Source organism: Jeotgalibacillus sp. ET6, assembly GCF_029667115.1.
In the GTDB taxonomy this organism is placed as follows: domain Bacteria; phylum Bacillota; class Bacilli; order Bacillales; family Jeotgalibacillaceae; genus Jeotgalibacillus.
The window spans coordinates 377038-395810 of the sequence record NZ_JARUIU010000002.1 but is presented as its reverse complement, the minus strand read 5'-3'; the positions used below and the strand labels follow the sequence as shown (position 1 = coordinate 395810).

General features: G+C 42.6%; 16 protein-coding genes. 3 read left to right on the top strand and 13 right to left on the bottom strand.

From position 1 onward, the window contains the following. Positions 1–69: 69 nt before the first annotated feature. From P6709_RS07185 to P6709_RS07160, 6 genes are all read right to left on the bottom strand, one after another. Positions 70–3699 carry a glycosyl hydrolase gene (locus P6709_RS07185; protein WP_278240216.1) on the bottom strand — a complete coding sequence of 1210 codons (3630 nt, stop codon included), beginning with the start codon at positions 3697–3699 and terminating at the stop codon, positions 70–72. A 353-nt stretch (positions 3700–4052) separates the two neighbouring features. Continuing rightward, the gene (locus P6709_RS07180; protein WP_278240215.1) at positions 4053–5006 is read right to left on the bottom strand and encodes a type I phosphomannose isomerase catalytic subunit; all 954 of its coding nucleotides are present in this window, start codon (positions 5004–5006) and stop codon (positions 4053–4055) included. Between the two features lie 328 nt (positions 5007–5334). Continuing rightward, a complete protein-coding gene (locus tag P6709_RS07175) occupies positions 5335–6054 on the bottom strand; it encodes a hypothetical protein (protein ID WP_278240214.1) in 720 nt (239 codons plus the stop codon). A gap of 324 nt (positions 6055–6378) precedes the next feature. Beyond that, the gene (locus P6709_RS07170) at positions 6379–7188 is read right to left on the bottom strand and encodes a carbohydrate ABC transporter permease (protein ID WP_278240213.1); all 810 of its coding nucleotides are present in this window, start codon (positions 7186–7188) and stop codon (positions 6379–6381) included. Between the two features lie 16 nt (positions 7189–7204). After that, positions 7205–8086, bottom strand: coding sequence for a carbohydrate ABC transporter permease (locus tag P6709_RS07165; protein WP_278240212.1), 882 nt, complete (start codon positions 8084–8086; stop codon positions 7205–7207). Between the two features lie 221 nt (positions 8087–8307). Continuing rightward, the gene (locus tag P6709_RS07160; protein WP_278240527.1) at positions 8308–9561 is read right to left on the bottom strand and encodes an ABC transporter substrate-binding protein; all 1254 of its coding nucleotides are present in this window, start codon (positions 9559–9561) and stop codon (positions 8308–8310) included. Between the two features lie 764 nt (positions 9562–10325). On the opposite strand from P6709_RS07160, the gene P6709_RS07155 reads away from it, so the two are divergent. Next, entirely contained in the window at positions 10326–11762 is a 1437-nt protein-coding gene (locus P6709_RS07155) for a carbon starvation CstA family protein (RefSeq protein ID WP_278240211.1), read from the top strand. A 452-nt stretch (positions 11763–12214) separates the two neighbouring features. Here P6709_RS07155 and splB read toward each other — a convergent pair whose 3' ends face one another. Next, on the bottom strand, positions 12215–13243 hold the full coding sequence (gene splB / locus P6709_RS07150) for a spore photoproduct lyase (RefSeq protein ID WP_278240210.1): 1029 nt from the start codon (positions 13241–13243) through the stop codon (positions 12215–12217). Beyond that, a complete protein-coding gene (locus P6709_RS07145; protein ID WP_278240209.1) occupies positions 13236–13493 on the bottom strand; it encodes a transcriptional regulator SplA domain-containing protein in 258 nt (85 codons plus the stop codon). Before P6709_RS07145 ends, splB begins: the two co-directional genes overlap by 8 nt. A 391-nt stretch (positions 13494–13884) precedes the next feature. Here P6709_RS07145 and P6709_RS07140 point away from each other — a divergent pair, with 391 nt between their 5' ends. Next, a complete protein-coding gene (locus P6709_RS07140) occupies positions 13885–14163 on the top strand; it encodes a hypothetical protein (protein WP_278240208.1) in 279 nt (92 codons plus the stop codon). Here P6709_RS07140 and P6709_RS07135 read toward each other — a convergent pair. The 4 genes from P6709_RS07135 to P6709_RS07120 are packed head-to-tail and all read right to left on the bottom strand — an operon-like array spanning position 14153 to position 17174. After that, positions 14153–14812: a ThuA domain-containing protein gene (locus tag P6709_RS07135; protein ID WP_278240207.1), complete on the bottom strand. Its 660-nt coding sequence runs from the start codon at positions 14810–14812 to the stop codon at positions 14153–14155. The genes P6709_RS07140 and P6709_RS07135 overlap by 11 nt on opposite strands. A 10-nt stretch (positions 14813–14822) precedes the next feature. Beyond that, complete coding sequence (locus P6709_RS07130; RefSeq protein ID WP_278240206.1) at positions 14823–15524, bottom strand: SDR family oxidoreductase; 702 nt, start codon at positions 15522–15524, stop codon at positions 14823–14825. Between the two features lie 10 nt (positions 15525–15534). Beyond that, the gene (locus P6709_RS07125) at positions 15535–15990 is read right to left on the bottom strand and encodes a VOC family protein (RefSeq protein WP_278240205.1); all 456 of its coding nucleotides are present in this window, start codon (positions 15988–15990) and stop codon (positions 15535–15537) included. A 50-nt stretch (positions 15991–16040) separates the two neighbouring features. Beyond that, positions 16041–17174: a Gfo/Idh/MocA family protein gene (locus P6709_RS07120; RefSeq protein WP_278240204.1), complete on the bottom strand. Its 1134-nt coding sequence runs from the start codon at positions 17172–17174 to the stop codon at positions 16041–16043. Positions 17175–17505: 331 nt separating this feature from the next. Between P6709_RS07120 and P6709_RS07115 the strand changes: the two genes are divergently transcribed. Further along, positions 17506–17619, top strand: coding sequence for a YjcZ family sporulation protein (locus P6709_RS07115; RefSeq protein WP_278240203.1), 114 nt, complete (start codon positions 17506–17508; stop codon positions 17617–17619). Positions 17620–17744: 125 nt separating this feature from the next. Here the strand turns inward: P6709_RS07115 and P6709_RS07110 are convergent, their stop codons facing one another. Beyond that, positions 17745–18578, bottom strand: a complete 834-nt coding sequence (locus tag P6709_RS07110) for an N-acetylmuramoyl-L-alanine amidase family protein (protein WP_278240202.1) — start codon at positions 18576–18578, stop codon at positions 17745–17747. Between the last annotated feature and the right edge of the window lie 195 nt (positions 18579–18773).

Here is an 18773-nt window from a genome sequence, read left to right as displayed (position 1 = left end):
TAGTAATTAAAAAAATCCGGATGAAGAGTGAAGAAGTTCTTCATCCGGGTAGTTAACGCAAAATAAATTCTAATTCACCCTCCATTTTTCTTCCAGTACACTGGCTAACACCGCACTGAAATCAGCACGGGTCAGCGGTGCATTCGGCCGAAATGTTTTCCCGGTGTTCCGCCCGCTGACAATTCCGAGGTTCTTCATCTGGCTGATTTCTCTGTAGCCCATTGTGTTTCTGCTAACATCCTTGTATGGAAATGCTGTGTTTTGTCCGAGATCGTAGGCATTCGATATAAATAATGCCATTTCTCCTCTCGTCATTCTGGATTGCGGGCGGAGCTTCCTTGTTTTAAACCCCTTAAATAAACCAGCTCTTTCTGCATAGTTCATAGAATTTCTTTCAAACTCTTTTTCACCTAAACTACCCTCTATGTCCCATTGAAGCTGTTTTGCCACTATAGCCACAGCCTCTCCTCTTGAAAGAAGCCCGTTTGGTTTAAACCTCCCATCGTTATCACCGGACAAAAATCCCTCTTGAGCACCGTAGGAAATATACGGATAGGCCCAATGCTTTTTAGGCACATCCAGAAACATAATTGTTTCTTCAGGATGTTCAGGATCAATTGCTTCATCGAGGGACTGCACGACCTGGACGGAATCAATAGAAGCATAAGTAGTTCCAACTGACTGTGCAGGAGCGAGGAATTCGATACCCATTTCCTGCACTGCCTGTTTATCAGGAAGATTCGTAATGTCGAAAACCATCTTTGTATACTCTTGCTTGTTGATCGCTATCTCACCAGAATCACTCCACGTCCAGCTTCCTGCTTTGGTAAAGAGCTTGGCTTTCAGCGGCTCACTACCAAATTCACCATTCTCATCGTGCTTTACATATGCAATGATGTAGTTGTAGTTTGCCAGATTATATGCAGCCGTTTTTTGAACCGTGCTTTTTTTGCCTGAACCTAATTCCACAAGAGCTTTAAGGCTGCCATCCTCTGTCGATGCCTGGGCTCCTTCCCAGCCCTCCAGCGTATCATTAAAAGTAAAAATGATAGGCTCAACTTCTTCTATGGGAGGTGGTGTGCTGTCCCCCGGTGGAACACCAGGTAGACCCTCATCACTTACCGCTTTTAAATCATCCACATATACAACTCCACTGCCTGAAGGTCCACCCGTATATAAAGCAAACTGGCTTACCGATTTAAGTTTTGTCTGATCGACCACCACACCAGGCTTGTTTTCCCATGCTGCAGGAACAAAGTCGGCAAATGGAATGCGGACCTTTCCTTCAAACTCCTCATCCAGCGCCAAATTACTTTCAAAGCTTACTCCTCCCATTTGAATTTGAATCGTAAGGTTTTGAGGATAGCTTTCATGTTTAAGCCAGAACTCAAAGGCATTTGTACCCGTCCAATCGACCGGTCCCAAGGAAGTCTGTCTGCCCGCATATCCGCTCGATCCAATGGTAAAATGGTAGGCAAGACCATAATTGCCGCTGTTTTTATTCTCTTCATTTAAAGAGAGAATAATAGGATCCCCATTACTCGAATACTCCTGATTTAATAGAGAGTCGTCACCGAGATAACCCTCAAAATTATCAACCAGCAACGGATCCTGCGGAGCTTCTGTGTATGAATTGATTAATTCAATATTGTCAATGTATACCCCTTTGGAAAGATCCAGCCGGCTTCCGATAAAGGAAATAGCAAGGCCCTCTGCAGAAGAAAGCAGTTCCTTATCTGTTAAATCAATAGATGCTTGATATTGCCTGTAAGAAACACCATCTATTATGATTTTTTCAAGATCTTCAAATGATTTTACTGTAGAGGCTTTACCGAATTTCACATCCCAATTCGGGGGGAGCATAGCAATGGAACGGACGGAAGAATCCTTTGCACCCGCTTCTTCAGGAATCAGAACATCAAGTTTAACCCGGTTTAATAGTGCAAGATGATCAGCTGAGAGATTCCGTACCTGAAGTTTCAATTCCTGCCAGGTTTCCTGCTGATCAATATCTGCAGCAAAACGCAGTTTTCCATCTTCATTTACTTTCGCGTGAGAAAATTCCACGTTATCTGATTCAGGATATGTCCCGTTGTTTTGTACCCCTGCTATGTCTTCATCGAAGGTAAAATCAGCGAGAGAAATCTCAGGAACCTTCACAAAAATCTTTGAGGATATTGTCTCAAAGTAGGTCCCATCCTCCTTCACTGCTTTTATGATCAATGTGGTAGAACTGCCATTTACAGCAGCAGAGGGAGACCACAATGCTGAATAAAACCCATCTTCATCAAGCGTCATTTCATACTCTTTTTCTGATCCTTCTTCTGAATACACCACTTTTTGAGGATTGTCATTCAATATTTTCACTCTGATTTTTGTTGATTCTTCAGTCACAACAGAACCGGAAACGGGAGAAAGCAAATGCATAAACGGTTCATGCTCTACAGTTTTCAGATCCTCATACTCCTTCTTATCATAAAAACCCTGCACTTCATTACGGAAAGCCGTTAAATCATCTTGATAAAAATCTATAAAATTCGGCAGGAGCTCATGATCCCCTCCCAAATCACCATTAACATCTCGATAGGGAACATACATATTGTTCGGCCACCCGAAATTGGCCCACGTCTGCATATAGGAGATTTTACTCGCATCCGGATTTGCCTTAATGGCCTCCAAGACGTCTGTATACCACTCCAGGTTGTTACCCGTTTTATTCATGCCGGATGCACTGTATCCGTATTCCGTAAAAGCGGAAACCTTCCCTCTCTCTTCTGCAAGCTTTGCAATCATGGCCAGATCCTTTACCATGTCTTCTAAAAATCCTGGAGATCCAGCATTGTTTTTATCATCATATTTATCGATACCAAAGATATCGACATATTGATCTCCCGGATAGGTTTCCATATATCGGTCCAGTGCACCACCCGGCCCTGCCCCTGGTGAAAATCCATATAGGATATTGTGTACTTCTTTTTCGTCACGCAGATAGTCAACTGTATATCGGTAGATTGCCTTATATTGCTCAGGAGATGTTTCATGGGCTCCCCACCAGAACCAGTTTCCCGTCTGCTCATGAAAAGGACGGAAAATGATCGGTATAGCTTCCCCATTCTCATCCTTCAACCCTTGAGCAAGGGAAGCAAGACGATCAAGCCACTCATTAAAATCAGCATGGTTCGATCCCCCTGGCAAGATTTTCTCCACTACACTTCCAGTCGTGTCATTATAGGGCCCGTCTGTTACAAAATTCTTCGGATGCATACTAAGCGCAATAATTCCGCCAAGCTCATGCGTTTTTTTCATCGAAGCAATAGTATTCTCGATATTCTGATCAATAGTGTCAGCCGAAACCCCCGGCTTTTCATTACCATCTAGGCTGCCAGTATCCCAGCCAAAAACCGCTGGATAATCCCCCACTGCATTCAACACTTCTGACTGTTCAGAAGCAGTTCGAGGAGCTTCATTCGTCAACGTCAAACCTTCATCAGTAGCATGCTGATGACCGAATAAAATTTGATGGCCGCTAACATCTTTCAGGTATTTAAAAAGTGCTTTCGTATGCTTTGATGCCTGTGGATCTGCCATATTGAGCAAATCCCCCTCAGTTAAAGCGCTTACATTTTTAGGTTCCGATATCGATGGCAGTACAAGTGCTGCAGTTAAACAAAGAATCATGAGTGATTTTAATTTTTTCATAACAACCTCCTGAACAAATTTTAAGAAATCCACTCCTTATATTATTTATTTCTCTCCTTTCTAAAAAGATTTGATTATTCACAAGGGCTTTGAAATGGAAGTTATACTAAATTATACTACCTTTGGATAATGAATCATATATTAATTACTTAAATTTTTTAATTATTTAGTTATACGATTACCTAATGTTATAATTTAATAATTTTAACTTCAACAAAATGATCATGTAATACTTAGCTCATCTCTGAATTAAGCCTCATGCCCCAATTTCACTGGACCGGAAAAAACCTGGGACATTTTTGTCCCAGGCTCATTGTGCAATTTGCATAGAATTATCTCTATTACTTTAATGTTTACGCCTCACTCGTCACCCATTCCATCGAACCTTCCGCGATTAAACGGCCTGAATCCTTAGGAATAAGGAAATGGTCACCCTTTGCAACAGCGGTTGTTTCGCCTGTCTTTTCTGCGTGCAGAGTGCCTTCTCCTTCAATGACACTCAGTAATTGAAAACGACTGGCATCCGGCAGCTCATAACCGGTTTCTGCCTCATGATGCCATACCGTAAATTCCTTTGTTGAGACAAGCCGTGTCAATGTTCCTTTTTCAAGCTTTGTTATCTCCCGCTCTGGAGTCGGGTTGCTGTGCGGGATTTTAGACACTTCGATGGCTTTATCTATATGCAGCTCCCGCTTATTGCCCTCTGCATCCCTGCGGTCAAAATCATAGACACGATAGGTCGTATCGCTTGATTGCTGGATTTCAAGAATCATAATCCCTGCTCCTATCGCATGAATGGTGCCGCTTTCCACAAACACAAAGTCGCCTTTTTGGACCGGCTTTTTTTGTAAAAGTGACGACCACTCTCCTGCTTCCACCCGTTGGACAAATTCATTTTTTGTTTGGGCTGTGTGTCCGATAATCAGTTCAGCACCCGGTTCTGCATGAAGCACGTACCAGCACTCTGTTTTTCCATAAGGCTCCCCTTCAAGCTTCATCGCCTGCTGATCATTGGGGTGAACCTGCACAGATAAATCAGCAGCAGCATCCAGCACCTTAACCAAAAGAGGGAATTCATTCAACTCATACTCCCCAAACACCTCTGCTTTTTGCTGTTCCCACAGCTGCGAGAGGGTCATTCCTTTATAAGGACCTGTCTGGACTGTACTTTCTCCGTGTGCATGAGCCGAAATCCCCCAGCACTCTCCGATCGGTCCTTCAGGAATCTTGTAGCCATACTCCGATTCCAGTTTTCGTCCTCCCCAGATTCGTTCTTTGAAAACAGGTGCTAACTTGTACAAGCTCATCTATGTTCAATCCTTCCATTCTAAAGGTTTAGTATCCGTATAAACCATAGATCAGTTTACTCCCCGCTGTCAATTGTCTTTGTAAACGGTTAAAAGAACTTGGGACAAAAGTGTCTCAAGCTCTTTGACCGGTTCGACTGCGCTTCAGGCAGACGCTTTCAGCAGGGACGGCGCTGAGCCTTTTCAGGGCCTTACCCTTTAACGTCTCAGCTTGCCGTGATCTAATGCTGGAGTCGCCACCTTCCGCTCAGCTCACCTACTATTAGTAATAAATATATCCTCATTTTTTTAAAACTTTTTTGAGTTTTCTCCCACCCTCCTTTACCTGCTATTGTTCTTCCATTAAGCGGTCAGCGAGTCTGCTTTGATGGAACAGAATTTCCTGGATGAACATTTCTTCCTGGTCCGTCCCGGATGTCCCACCCCCGTTTATCCGCACTTCAAAATATTGATATTGAACCTGCTCATCCAATTTAAAGCTGATTATACTCGTTTGTTCCACTTCTGTTCTTCCAGAAGCTTTTAATGGTCCTTTTTCTTTTTGGCTTTCTCCTAAATTAATAAATCCTTCTAAGTCGCCGACATCAGCCTTGATCTTCATTTCTTCTAAAAGCAGCAGCTCTTTGAAAAGCTCTGCAGTCAGACCTCCATATAGATAGATCCGATTTCCATTTTTCAACTGTTCATGGAGCAGCTTCTGAAGAGCGGGGTCTTGTTTAACTTTATTCACGTGTGCCGCTATACTTTGTTCATCAGCTGATATCGGCAGACGGTCAAGAGTGCTGCCACTCGTCACAAGGAGCTTATCCTGACTAAGCTTTTCTTTAGCTCCGCCAATCGAATCGTCTTTCCTTTGCTTAATTCGATCCATTAAACCATCCATTTCAGCTTCATCGTTCGTTATAAAATGAATGGCATGCACAGGATAATTCAAAAGGTTGATCTCCTCCTTGCTCTCCTTTTCCTCCGAAGACGCCAGCTGCGGTAAATAAACGATTCCAAGCAGGACCATCCAAACGCCTGCTGCTGTCAAAAACCGAATTTTCAAGACTGTTTCCTCTCCTTCTACCATCCATCTTATTCCAATACATAATTCGCCAGTCCTTCTTCCCTTTCCTGCCGGCATAACAAAAAGAACTTGGGACAAAAGTGTCTCAAGCTCTTTGACCGGTTCACTTCGCTTCAGGTGGACGCTTTCCGCAGGGACGGCGCTGAGCCTTTCCAGGGTCTTGCCCTGTAAAGTCTCAGCTTGCCGTCATATCCTGCAGGAGTCGCCACCTTCCGCTTCGCTCACCTCATACTTCAAGGTAGATACTGGTTCATTCTCTAAAATTTTTAAGTTATGTCCCAGCCTCTTTTCTACTATAAAACTTTATCCTTTTACCGACCCTGCTGTCACGCCTTCGATAAAGTAGCGCTGCAGGAATAGATACGCCAATACCATAGGTGCTGAAGCGATCAGGACACCTGTGAAAAGCATCGGATAATTGGTTGCATATTCCCCCTGAAATTCAAGAAGAGCAAGAGGGAGCGTCTTGTATTCATTTTTTGTGATAAACAGAAGCGGATACAGGAGATCATTCCAGTGCATCACGAAAAGGAAAATCGAAGTTGCAGCAATCGACGGAATCGACAAAGGAATCGCAATCCTTCTGTACATTTTCCATTCGCTTGCACCATCAATTCTCGCTGCCTCAAACAGCGACTTGGGAATGGATTTCATAAATCCGCTCATAATGAAGATCGCAACCGGCATCGTGACAGAAATATTGACCAGAATGAGTCCGAGCAGTGAATTGGTTAAGCCAAGATCAAATACAAGCTGATAAAGAGGAATCATATTGACCTGTGCCGGAACCATCATCCCGAGTGTAAACAAGGAGAAAAATACAACCCCGATCCAGCCAAACATCCTTGTAATCGCATAAGCAATTAAACTTGCAAAAAAGATCGTAAAGGTCACAGAAAACAACGTAACAATGACACTGTTCATAAAGTATCTTGCCATTGGCTGATCCACAAAAATGGAAACATAATTATCGAAGCTGAAGGATTCAGGAACGTCGAGAATATTGGAGAACACCTCAGACGTTGACTTAAAGGTGGTAAAAATAACAGCAATCAATGGAATAATGATCACCAATGCAAAAAGACTGAGCATAACAATTTTAACAGCTTTCAACGCTTCTCCCTCCTTTCTATTCCTGCACTCTGCTCGCGCGTAATAGTCTGAATTGGGCCACTGTAATCAAGGCAATCACAATCATGAAAATGACTGACTGAGCAGAAGCATAGCCGAACTCAAAGCTTCTAAATGCGGTTGAGTAAATCAACGTCGCCAGAATTTCAGTTGAATAATTGGGACCGCCCCGGGTCATGGCAAAGATCAAATCAAATGCTTTAAAGGACTGAATTGTAGTATACGCCATAACAATCGTAGCTGACGGTGCAATCATGGGCCAGGTAACAAAGCGGAAACGATCCCATTTGCCGGCGCCTTCCATGTCTGCCACCTCGTAGAGATCTTTCGGAATTCCTTGAAGGCCTGCTACAAAAATAACGAGCATTTGCCCTGTGTGGAACCATACCTGCGTAACCGCAACAGAAAAGATCGCCAGGTCCTGGTTGCCAAGCCAGCTCTGCTGTAAAAATCCCAGATTGACTGACTCGAGCACTGTATTAAGAACCCCAATGCTCGGATCGTAAATAAACGTCCAAATAAAGGCTACAGAAACCGAGCTAAGGATGGTCGGAAAAAAGTACAATGCCCGGAGCACAATATTTGTTTTGGTATTTTTAATCAAAAACATAGCGAAAATAAGAGAAAAAAGCGTTTGGAAAATCAAAACAAACAGCATAAATTTAATGTTATTTACAAAGGCTTTCAGAAAAATCGAATCGTTGCTGACGATGTTTACATAGTTATCAAATCCAACGACATTAAAATCAGGAGACAACCCGTCCCAATCCGTAAACGAATAAATGACCGCGTTAATGGTCGGCACGATAAAAAAGATGGAGTATAAAATAAGGCCCGGTAAAAGAAATAAAAACAATGACTTATTTTTACGAAAATTCAATGGGGTCCCCCCTAACATAATAAAATTAATTGGAAAAACCGGTGGGAAAAAGAATCAGACCGTTGGCATATGCCCGCACCCTTACTGATTTTCAACTGTCCCGCTAATTGCCTTTGACAATTCGCCAAATCAGGAATTCTCAGTAAAGTGTGTAAGCACCAAACCAGCAGTCTGATCTGAAAATGATTTTCTATTTTATTCGTTTTGACACCTGCAGCTCATCACTCCAGGTTTTCATCCACAATCTGCTGGGCTTCTTCTGCCGCAGCTTCAGGCGTATCGCCACCGATAACGGATTGAATGGAAGCGATCACCGCTCTTTCAATGTCAGCATTTGTGATCAGGAATCGCGGCTGAAATCTTGTATTTCGGTCCATCCATTCAGAAGTGGATTTAAGCTCTTCCGATTCATATTCAACACCCTCAACGGTAACGTGCTGCCCCGTCTCATTTGCATAGGTAGAAGCATTATCAACGTCAGATAAAAACTCAACAAATGTTTTCGCAGCTTCTTTTTTCTCCGAATTGGCATTTACTGCAAGCATAAAGGTAGTGGTGTTAATACCTTCCCATTCTGCTTCTGCTGCCTCTGTCGTAATCGGGGCAAGCAGACCGAGCTCAATATCCGGATTAATTTCCTTTACACCAGCCATTGCATAAGAACCGCTCGCAAGCATCGCTGCTTCCTCGTTGGCAAGCTGGGAAATCGCAGAAGTATGGTTTGTTCCAAGTGAGTCAGCGTTTAAAAAGCCTTTTTCCTCAAGCTCCTGGAACTGACTCAATGTTTGTACCCACCAGTCATCCGTCAATTTTGCTTCTCCCGCCATCAGCCTTTCAAAAATATCTTCTTCAGGCGCATTATTCATCATCATTGAATTCATGAATTGTCCAGGTCCGATATCAGACCCCGGGAATGCAATCGGCGTATAGCCCGCATCCTTCAGTTCCTGGCATAGAGCTAAAAACCCTTCCCAGTCTTCTGCAGGCTCCAGTCCAAGCTCTTCGAACAGGCCGACATTATAAACCGGCTGATTAAATACGAGCTGCAATGGTACAGCCATCTGCTTATCGTCAATCTGTCCAGCTGTTATCAATTCATCGTTGTAATTTTCCAAAAACTCTTCGCCGCTTAGATCTTCAAACAGGCCAGCCTGATTAATGATTTCCATTTGAGACCCCGGAAAGCTCGTGAAGACATCTCCAGTGGAACCATCCCTAAGCAGGGTCTGAGCAGTAGATTGATATTGTTCAGAAGGATAAATGGTCATATCGACCTGAATGTCAGGGTTTTCTTCTTCAAACTTGGCAATTAATTCATCAAAAACTGCTTTATCTTCCCCTCGCCAGTGGATGAAGCTGATTGTACCTTCTCCGCCGCCGCCTTCTTCAGATTCATTGCCGCCGCCTGAGCCGCCCACACAGCCAGCCAGCATTGTGCCTAAAGCCACCGTACTGATGCATACCCATTTTTTCATCATGCGTAAAATCCCCCTTATTCTCGTATTCTGCTAGAAATTGTGTCGCAAGTTTTTTTACCAGCTTTATAAGAATCGTATTTAAACAGCAGTAAAGTAGAAGATAGCATTTATAAAATGTTATGTATAAGGAACCTATCCATTATGGTAAAATACTATTTCTTCTCCTCTTCGACGCTTTTCAGCTCACGTATTCTTTCATTCCGGTAAAAGGCTTATTATGTAATACCTTACATTTCCTATCATTAAACATTTTTCTACAATATATTTTAAAATAATGGAATAATAAGAAAAAAGACTCATTCAATATTCGACAAATTTTCCTCTATATCCTCTATCTATATAAAGGCTGGATTGATTCTTCCTTTACTTGATTTTCTGATAAGCTCTTCTTTCAGCATACTCACGACAGGCACTGCAAAGCTTAATTATTTTTCCAGTATCATTTTTATACTGGAACAAAGGCTTTATTTTTCGTTTGCAAATGGAACATGATGATTTAAATATTGAAAACATTCGTGTTCTCCTTTTCCTTTAGATGTCACTAGTTTATAGCACATGCATGTAAAATTCCATCTCTAAAATCTCATCGGCGATAGTCCATTTTTTCCTAACGTGAGAGACTTTTAGGGCAGAACTTGTTTTGGAAACGCTTAAATTGACGAAATACTGTTTTTTTTCTGAAAATGGGTTCCCCTCCTCACATCTCCGTGTTACTATTCCCTATATTCTATTCATTCACTGACGCAGCAGGAGGGATAATCATGGTAACGTTTTTCGCAGCAATTGTTTTACTGATCGCAGGCTATGCTTTTTATTCGAAGTTTGTAGAAAGAGTTTTTGTTATTAATGATGAGACCTCCACTCCCGCATATACAAAACGGGATGATCTGGATTATGTTCCAATGAGCTGGTGGAAGGGAAACCTGATTCAGCTTTTAAATATCGCCGGACTGGGTCCTATTTACGGGGCAGTCGCCGGTGCACTATATGGACCATCTGCTTTTATTTGGATTGTGATTGGCACGATTTTTGCAGGAGGTGTGCATGACTACTTTTCCGGCATGCTTTCCATGCGGCACGGTGGCGCACAATATCCCACTTTAGTAGGGAAGTACCTCGGCAAAACGCTTAAATCGATGATAAACGGGCTGTCTCTTGTGTTAATGATGCTCGTTGCAGCTGCATTTACAGCGGGTCCTGCACAATTAATCGCTCAAATTACACCACTCAGCTTTACAGTTGCTCTTATTCTTATTTTCAGCTATTTTTTACTCGCTACCATACTTCCGGTAAACCGTGTGATCGGAAAAATATATCCGGTACTTGGCGGCATCCTGCTTTTTATGGCAGTCGCTATCGGAGTGGCTTTACTATTTGGCGACAGTCCAATTCCTAACTTAACGCTTCAAAATCTTCACCCCGGGGAACTGCCTATTTGGCCGCTTTTGATGGTCACCATTTCATGCGGAGCCATTTCAGGTTTTCATAGTACCCAAAGCCCGATTATTGCCCGCACAATGAAAAAGGAATCAGATGGCCGGAGAATTTTTTACGGAGCCATGGTAACTGAAGGTGTTATTGCGCTGATCTGGGCAGCAGCAGGCATGACATTCTTTAATGGCACTGCAGGGTTGCAGGCAGCACTAGCAGCTGGAGGACCTTCAGGGGTAGTAAATGAAATATCCACTACGCTGTTAGGAACACTAGGCGGTATTCTTGCTATTCTCGGTGTTATTATCCTGCCGATTACAACGGGAGACACAGCCTTGCGCTCATCCCGAATGATTTTAACCGAACTTATGTCGAAATTTTTTAATATGGAAAACAAAATGAAGATCATTTTGATCACCATTCCAGTCGCAATTCCAACTTTCTTTCTTGCTACGATCGACTACACGTTTTTATGGAGATATGTTGGCTGGACCAACCAGGTTGTAGCTTCTGTCATGCTTTGGACCGGCGCAATGTATTTGTTGAAGCACAACCGGTTCCACTGGATCTGCGGTGTTCCGGCGATGTTTATGACCGGCGTTGTCTGTACGTATATTTTCTACGCCCCGGAAGGTCTTGGACTGGATTATCATTTGTCCGTCGGCATCGGACTCGCTTTGTCCGCTATCGTACTGGTCTGGTATATTACTCAAATTGTTAAATATCACAGCCTTCACCGAAATGAGAGACAGTTAAAATTAGCTTAAACTTTACGATAAAAAGCGATTCTGATAAAGATCAGAATCGCTTTTTATTCTTTATATAGAACAAATGGACTAAAAAAAATCATTTAGTTTATTTGAGCCGATACAATTTTGGCTTTTGAGGACGCTGTTTCGGACTTTTTCTTGTTGCATACAATACAGCGGCCGGTGTATATGCTGTATCTATGCTTCTTCTTAAGTCTGCAGTCAATCTTATACTTTAATTTCATAGGCTTGTACCCCCATTAATTTCTTTCACGATCATTCTTTGCCTTCCCCCTTGTCTGAAAGTGTCAATAAGATGTGTTGTTCTTTATTAAGAATACTACTTATCTCTATATAAATCAAATAGTTTTGTTAATTTTTTTATTTTTTTCAAGCAGTTACATTCGCTGTGAGAAAACGATTTTAAAATACATGAAAGCAGCCCCCATAGAAGTGGACTGCTTAAGGTTTTAAGTAAAATATTCAATTTTTGCGTCCGGAAACATATGGTCAATGTACCCGGCAAGCGTATCTTTAATTTGTTCCTGCTCGTCATCCTGATAGACATATTTTCCAATGCCGTATCTTCCCCACTTCCACTTACGTGCAGATTCATCGAGCTCAAGCTTAGTCATGGGATAGTTTTTTTCGATAACCCGTTTAGCCGGTTTGGTAAAGCGATGCTGAATCATTTCAAACGTCAGGTCTTTTTTCGCAAATGAGGGAAGCTTGGATTCCAGCTTTTCCATCATTTCGCCATAGCCTTCCTGCCAGCCGTCGTGCAAATAGATAGGGGCAATAATAAAGCCGAGCGGATATCCTGCTTCTGCTACTTTAACGGCGGCTTCAATCCGTTCATCAAGCCGTGAGGTTCCCGGCTCAAAGTTCTTGATAATATAGTGGTCATTTATGCTGAAACGAAAACGTGTGCGTCCATTATGCCTGGCATCGAGTAAATGATCCACATGGGCAAACTTCGTTACAAAGCGAAGTCTGCCGTGTTCGGTTGCACCAAAGTATTCAATTGCACGCTTTAACGTATGGGTTAAGTGATCCACCCCGACAATATCAGACGTACAGGATGCCTCAAAACGCGTTTCTTCCGGCATCCGTTCTTTCATATATTCGCCTGCCTGATCAAAGATTTCTTCCACATTTACATACGTTCGAATATATGGTTTATCCCCCATCGTGGTTTGCAGATAGCAATAATGGCAGTGTCCCATGCACCCTGTCACAAAGGGAATGGCGTATTCTGCAGATGGCTTTGATGTATCAAACTTAAGCGTCTTGCGCACACCAATTACAAGCGTTGATTTTGCTGTCCGGTATTTTTGAAAATGATTGTCTCCTGGAAGATTTCGGATCTGATTATGAGACGTCGTTTCTTTTATTTCAATTCCCATGCCCTTAAACTTTTCAACAAGCTGCTTCCCAAGCGGATACTCCATTGCACGAGGCTCAACATACACCAGCTGCGGAACAAATGGTTTAACCATGATAGCTCTCCTCTTCCGGAATGCCAAAGGCTTCCCTGAAGGCACGGTCTGCTTCAAACGCAGAAGTATACACCGCTACTTCTTCTGTATACGGATAATAAGTATCATAAAGATACAATGATTTTTCGCCAGGATTTTCAGGATGCGGAACAACAAACGCTTCCTGCACATTCGCTACCCCCTGAGAATGAGGATTACGCAAAATTACAAAGACACTTTCTTCGCCTACGCACACTTCTTTTTCATCCATAACTCCACCCAACCTTCTGTCAATATACGTCTATTGTTTCCGTAAAAATGAAAGTTATTTGTTTAAATGGAATTTTTATTGAGGGATTTACAGTCTGCCCTTTGAAATTCAACCGGTTCATTTCCGTTTCAGGCGGATGCTTTCCGCGTGGCGGGAGGTGAGCTACTTTGATGCCGTCGCATCTTCAATGTCTCACTCTTCCCGCTTCATCACGCAGGAGTCACCGCCTTCCACTCCAATGAACCTATACTTTTTAATTTAAAATATATATTGGACAAACCACCTCAGTCATTTCTTATAGTTGAAACGACCACCTTATTAAAAAATGATTTACTTACATTCTAAAGGGTACATTTTTATACATAGAAACTTAAAGAGAGGAATGAAACGAATGAAGAAGGCGAGTGTGAAGTATAAGCGGCATGATCGGCTGGTTCATTTTGTTAATGAGGAATATGACATTGTGTTTGACCGGCGCACGCCGATTATTAATGATGTTCCTCAGGAAAATGAGCAGCTGTTAATGAGGTACACGAAAAATGGCAGGACCGTGAATAACGCCCCTGCCTTTAATGAAACCGATATGGTAAAAAGTATGGTGAAGCTTTATCATAGCTCCCTTTTATCGCCTGAAGCAAAGGAGATTTTAAAACAGGGGCTTAATGATTAAGGATTGCCCCCGTGCAGCGATCGAGTGCCGTTGCCAAAAGCCGTGTAAAGGAGGGATCTTTTAATCCTTCTTCATTATGAGCGGGGGTGAGGCAGACTACTTTGCCGCTGCCATAATCGTGAGACCACCCGGCGATGGATTCGCCGTCGACAGAAGAGGACCGCATGAAAATGTCTTGATCTTCTGCGTCGCAGCTGACAAAATAATGCTCATCTACTAAGGAAAACGAGTCCAATGGAGAAAAAACTGAGTCCCCTTCAATAGAGTAGCGGACCATCTGATGTTTTTCAGGGTGGTAATCAAAGAAACCTTTCACCATGTTGGTGTATGTACTCCATTCATTATAGGAAGACAGGCCGGAGTGCCAGGCGAGCCAGCTTCCTCCTTGTTTAACGTAGGAGGCAATTGCCTCTTCTGAAGCGGCACTCATCCACGTTTCCACCTGCTCATCCTCAGGGTTTAGTCTGTTTTCTGCATATAGAATCACGCAATCCCACTCAGCATTAAGCGTTTTTTCTAGATCCTGGACTTCTCCATAAGTGACGTTTACCTGCTCCTTCATTTGCTCGATTGCCAGTTCTAAAGATGCTTTTGCCCGGTCTGCCGGATGATAATAATCCCCTAAAATAGCAAGCATTTTTTTCATCATGTTTTCACCTCTACAAGTTCATTTTATTTCCGTTAAAATCAACAAAACGACTTCCTTCATCTACGACGGTTTGCCGCTCGAGCAAACGGTAAATTCCCTCAGCTGGCTCGGTAGGATTCAGTGCGGCGTTTTGCCCGCCCATATCGGTTTTCACCCATCCCGGATGTATAGAGAGAACTTGAATATTTTCATCCTTTAACGAGCGATCCAGCTTTTCACCCAGCATATTGAGTGCTGCTTTTGACATGCCGTACGGATAATTTCCCGCATAAGCATTCGTGAGGCTTGCTGCATCTGAAGAAATATTTAAAATGGACGGCTGGCTGCCTTTTTTAACCAGTGGCAGCAAATGCTTAATGACCCGCAATGGACCGAGCGTATTCACATCAAAGGATTGTTTGCACGCTTCCAGATCAAGCTCTTCAATATCACTTTTACTTTCCAGCAGGATCCCTGCATTATTAATAATCGCATCAAGCTGATCTGTTTTTTTCTGTATGTTTTCTTTTGCTTGAATGACAGACTCTTCATTTGTTACATCCACCTGAAGCACCGTCAGCTGATCTGTTTTTTCCATTTGCTTCATCAGTTCTTTTCCTGATTCTGAATCTAAGCTTCTTACACCAGCGAAAATCCGGTGGCCGTCTGTCAGTCCTTTTTGTACCAAAGCATAGCCTATTCCTCTATTAGCACCCGTAATAAAAATATTCATTTTATCCCCCTCATGATTCATCATTTTCAAGCAGTTCCAACACTACTTTCAAGTCCTTCACGGTATCCATATAGGCATAGCGGCCTCCGGGATATTCACCTTTTTGAATAAGAGGCATCTCAGTATTTTCCATCTCACTCACTTTCTCTTTTAAACCATCAACCACAAAAGCAAGATGCTGAACACCTTCTCCATGCTCTTCTAAGAAATCTCTCCAGGTGCTAGGAAATTCATCCGGCTGAATCAATTCAAGCTGCAGGGAGCCCATATCAAAAAAAGCCAGCTGTGCCCGCGCCTGGGACGGCTCTCCTTTATATTCGGTTTGCGCTTTGTCATAGCCGTCAGTCCAGACCACTTTTGGCTTTTCCACACCAAAAAAATCTGCATAAGCCTGAGAGGTTTTTTCAATATCTTCTACAATGATCGCTACCTGAGCTATCACGTTAGTTCCAAGAATATTTTTCATCTTTAATCCACTCCTTTTATTCATGTATGCGCATTCATTTTTGCATTTTTTTACCCCTTCACCTGCACCCACTTTTCCTGCTGATGGCTTTCCAGAATAGCATCAATTAAACACATGGAAGCATGCCCATCCTCAAAAGTGGCAAAATTGGGTTTATCTTTCGCAGGATCTTTCCCTTCTTTAATATAGGTATAAAAGTTTAACATCATATTTTTAAGTGCATCCGGCCATCCTTCATTGTGTCCGCCGGGGTGATGAATGGAGGAGCGCGCCTCCGGTGTGAACAAAGTGGAATCCGCAAGCAGAAGATCATTCGGCTTTTCCCTGTGCCCCACCCATAATTTTTCGGGTTCCTCCTGATTCCAAAATGCAGAACCGAGAGTGCCGTTCATTTCAAAACTCAATCGGTTTTTTCTTCCTGCACTGACCTGCGAAACAGAAAAAACTCCTTTTGTTCCATCGTGAAATCGAAGCAAAACCGATGCGTGATCCTCTGTTTCCACTGAAAATTCCTCGTACTTATCCGGATTAGAGGAGGTCAGCTTTTTTCTGATCGGAAGAACTGTCGCCATATCTGCAAAAACGGCGGTAATCCGTTTGCCGGTGACAAATTGAACCGTATCACACCAATGAGAACCAATGTCTGCAATGGCGCGTGTCTTTCCACCTAACTTCGGATCCAGACGCCAGTCATAATCTGTGTCATACAACAGCCAATCCTGAAGATAGCTGCCATGTATTAAATGAATGCTGCCGAGTGATCCATTTTCAACCAAACGCTGCAGGTTTTGTACACTGGGAAACTGACGATAATTAAAGTTAACACCGTGAATAATCTTAGCCTCCCTGGCTAATTCGAGCAGCTCAATCGATTCTTTACAGGAAACGGCCAGCGGCTTTTCAGATAACACATGCTTTCCTGCTTTTATAATTTCCATATTGATTTCGTGATGAAGATAGTTAGGTGTGCAATTGTGAACCACTTGAATAGAGGGATCCTCAAGCATCTCACGATAATTTCCATATGCATGAGTGATGTCGAGTTCATCTGCCTTAGCCCTTGCTTTTTCATAACTGCTGGCAGCCAATGCCTCCACTTCCACAAACCCCAGCCTTCTGACCGCTTCCACATGTGCAGGACCAATAAATCCGGTACCTATTACTCCAGCCTTGATTTTATCCATCAAACCCTATCTCCTTTCATGCTTAACGGCTGCACTCCTTAAACGCTTTTAAATTAGAATATTCAGTTTTATTCATTTATATGGAAACAATTGAATCAATTGTATTATACCAACATCATCCAGTCAGGCAAACATGACAGAAGATAGACAAAGGGGATAATGGAAGGTCAAATGCTTCCGGCGAAATGCTATTCGGAGAATAAAATGAAAAAAAGAAACAGGAATTAAAACATGATTTTTTAAGCCTCACACCCAGAATTTAAAAATCTGTAACCGAGCAGATTGAGCTAACATACGATAAACAATCACCTACTTAAGGAGGTTGGACACATTGAGTAAAGGATTTGGTTCTGGATTTGCATTGCTTGTTGTATTGTTTATTTTATTGATCATCATCGGCTGTTCTTATGGACAGGGCGGTTATGGCGGACACGGTTACTGCTAATTAAATAAGTAAAAGCGTCACCCTGGTTTTTTATAGGGTGACGCTTTTTTTCATAAAACCACTAGTGATGGCTATATAGCTTATCCTCCAGGAGAGACTCAAACGTTCTTCTGCCGTACCAAAAGTTAGATCCTGTTCAGGTAGTCCCGAACTTTAATTGATGTTTCAAAACGATCCTCTCCGGACAGTAAGGTAATCATAGATGCCTGGATGCCATCAGCCGTTCCTCCGATGACAATTAATTCTCTCGCTGCACCCGCTGTCAATGCCGACCTTGGATATATCGGAACGTTCAGTCGATTGGCAACTGCTTCAGCTGCAGGATAATCAAAAAATGAATTAATTACAATTGCTTTTTCAAGCATGTCTTCTTCCCCCGTTTCAGGTATGATTACTAAATTAAAAAATTCCACAATTCCTTTGGCAATGGCTTCTCCTGCTGCTCGAAGCACCTGATTGTTTCTCATTCTAACGATGTCGATTCTTGAATCCATGAATCCGCATTCTACTAAAACAGCGGGCATGTCAGTTTCTCTTAGCACATGAAAGTTAGCTTCTTTTATTCCTCTATCTCGAATTGCCATAGCCTGCACCACTTTTGGGTGAATTGCTGTGGCTAATCGAACCGCTTGGGGATAAATGGCCCTCGGCGTCATTACGTAGGTCTCAGTTCCAGTATGGGAACCGTAAACTCCGTTTAGCGCATTATGATGCACAGATACATAGATGTCTGCGTTCCAATTATTTGCACGATTCGTTCTTGTAACAAGCGGGACATCTGTCCTTCCTGTCATGTCATCCACCCTTAATTGCTCAACTCCTTGATACTTCGCCAGATAAGCTATACCCGCCCTAACTACCCGGTCATTAAACGTCCATTCATACTCTCCATCAGGTGTTCGTTTTCCTGGTGTCGAATTACTGCCGCCATGACCCGCATCCCACACGATCTTTGGCATTCTTTTTTTCCTCTTCTCTTTTATTCGCTAGATTGAACTAATCTTCTAGACTACTATTAGTGTATGCAGTACCCAATTCTTAGAAATAGGGAATATCACTAGAAAGAATAAAAAAATATGAAATCAAGATTCTTAAACTTAAAATTTTATTATCTGCCATGCACTGCACCTTGTCACAGCTGGACTCATATACTA

What these genes read in the sequence shown, in the direction of transcription:
- P6709_RS07185 (WP_278240216.1), bottom strand. Translation starts at nt 3,699, where the DNA reads ATGAAAAAATTAAAATCACTCATGATTCTTTGTTTAACTGCAGCACTT.
- P6709_RS07180 (WP_278240215.1), bottom strand. Translation starts at nt 5,006, where the DNA reads ATGAGCTTGTACAAGTTAGCACCTGTTTTCAAAGAACGAATCTGGGGA.
- P6709_RS07160 (WP_278240527.1), bottom strand. Translation starts at nt 9,561, where the DNA reads ATGAAAAAATGGGTATGCATCAGTACGGTGGCTTTAGGCACAATGCTG.
- P6709_RS07155 (WP_278240211.1), top strand. Translation starts at nt 10,326, where the DNA reads ATGGTAACGTTTTTCGCAGCAATTGTTTTACTGATCGCAGGCTATGCT.
- splB (WP_278240210.1), bottom strand. Translation starts at nt 13,243, where the DNA reads ATGGTTAAACCATTTGTTCCGCAGCTGGTGTATGTTGAGCCTCGTGCA.
- P6709_RS07145 (WP_278240209.1), bottom strand. Translation starts at nt 13,493, where the DNA reads ATGGATGAAAAAGAAGTGTGCGTAGGCGAAGAAAGTGTCTTTGTAATT.
- P6709_RS07140 (WP_278240208.1), top strand. Translation starts at nt 13,885, where the DNA reads ATGAAGAAGGCGAGTGTGAAGTATAAGCGGCATGATCGGCTGGTTCAT.
- P6709_RS07135 (WP_278240207.1), bottom strand. Translation starts at nt 14,812, where the DNA reads ATGATGAAAAAAATGCTTGCTATTTTAGGGGATTATTATCATCCGGCA.
- P6709_RS07130 (WP_278240206.1), bottom strand. Translation starts at nt 15,524, where the DNA reads ATGAATATTTTTATTACGGGTGCTAATAGAGGAATAGGCTATGCTTTG.
- P6709_RS07125 (WP_278240205.1), bottom strand. Translation starts at nt 15,990, where the DNA reads ATGAAAAATATTCTTGGAACTAACGTGATAGCTCAGGTAGCGATCATT.
- P6709_RS07120 (WP_278240204.1), bottom strand. Translation starts at nt 17,174, where the DNA reads ATGGATAAAATCAAGGCTGGAGTAATAGGTACCGGATTTATTGGTCCT.
- P6709_RS07110 (WP_278240202.1), bottom strand. Translation starts at nt 18,578, where the DNA reads ATGCCAAAGATCGTGTGGGATGCGGGTCATGGCGGCAGTAATTCGACA.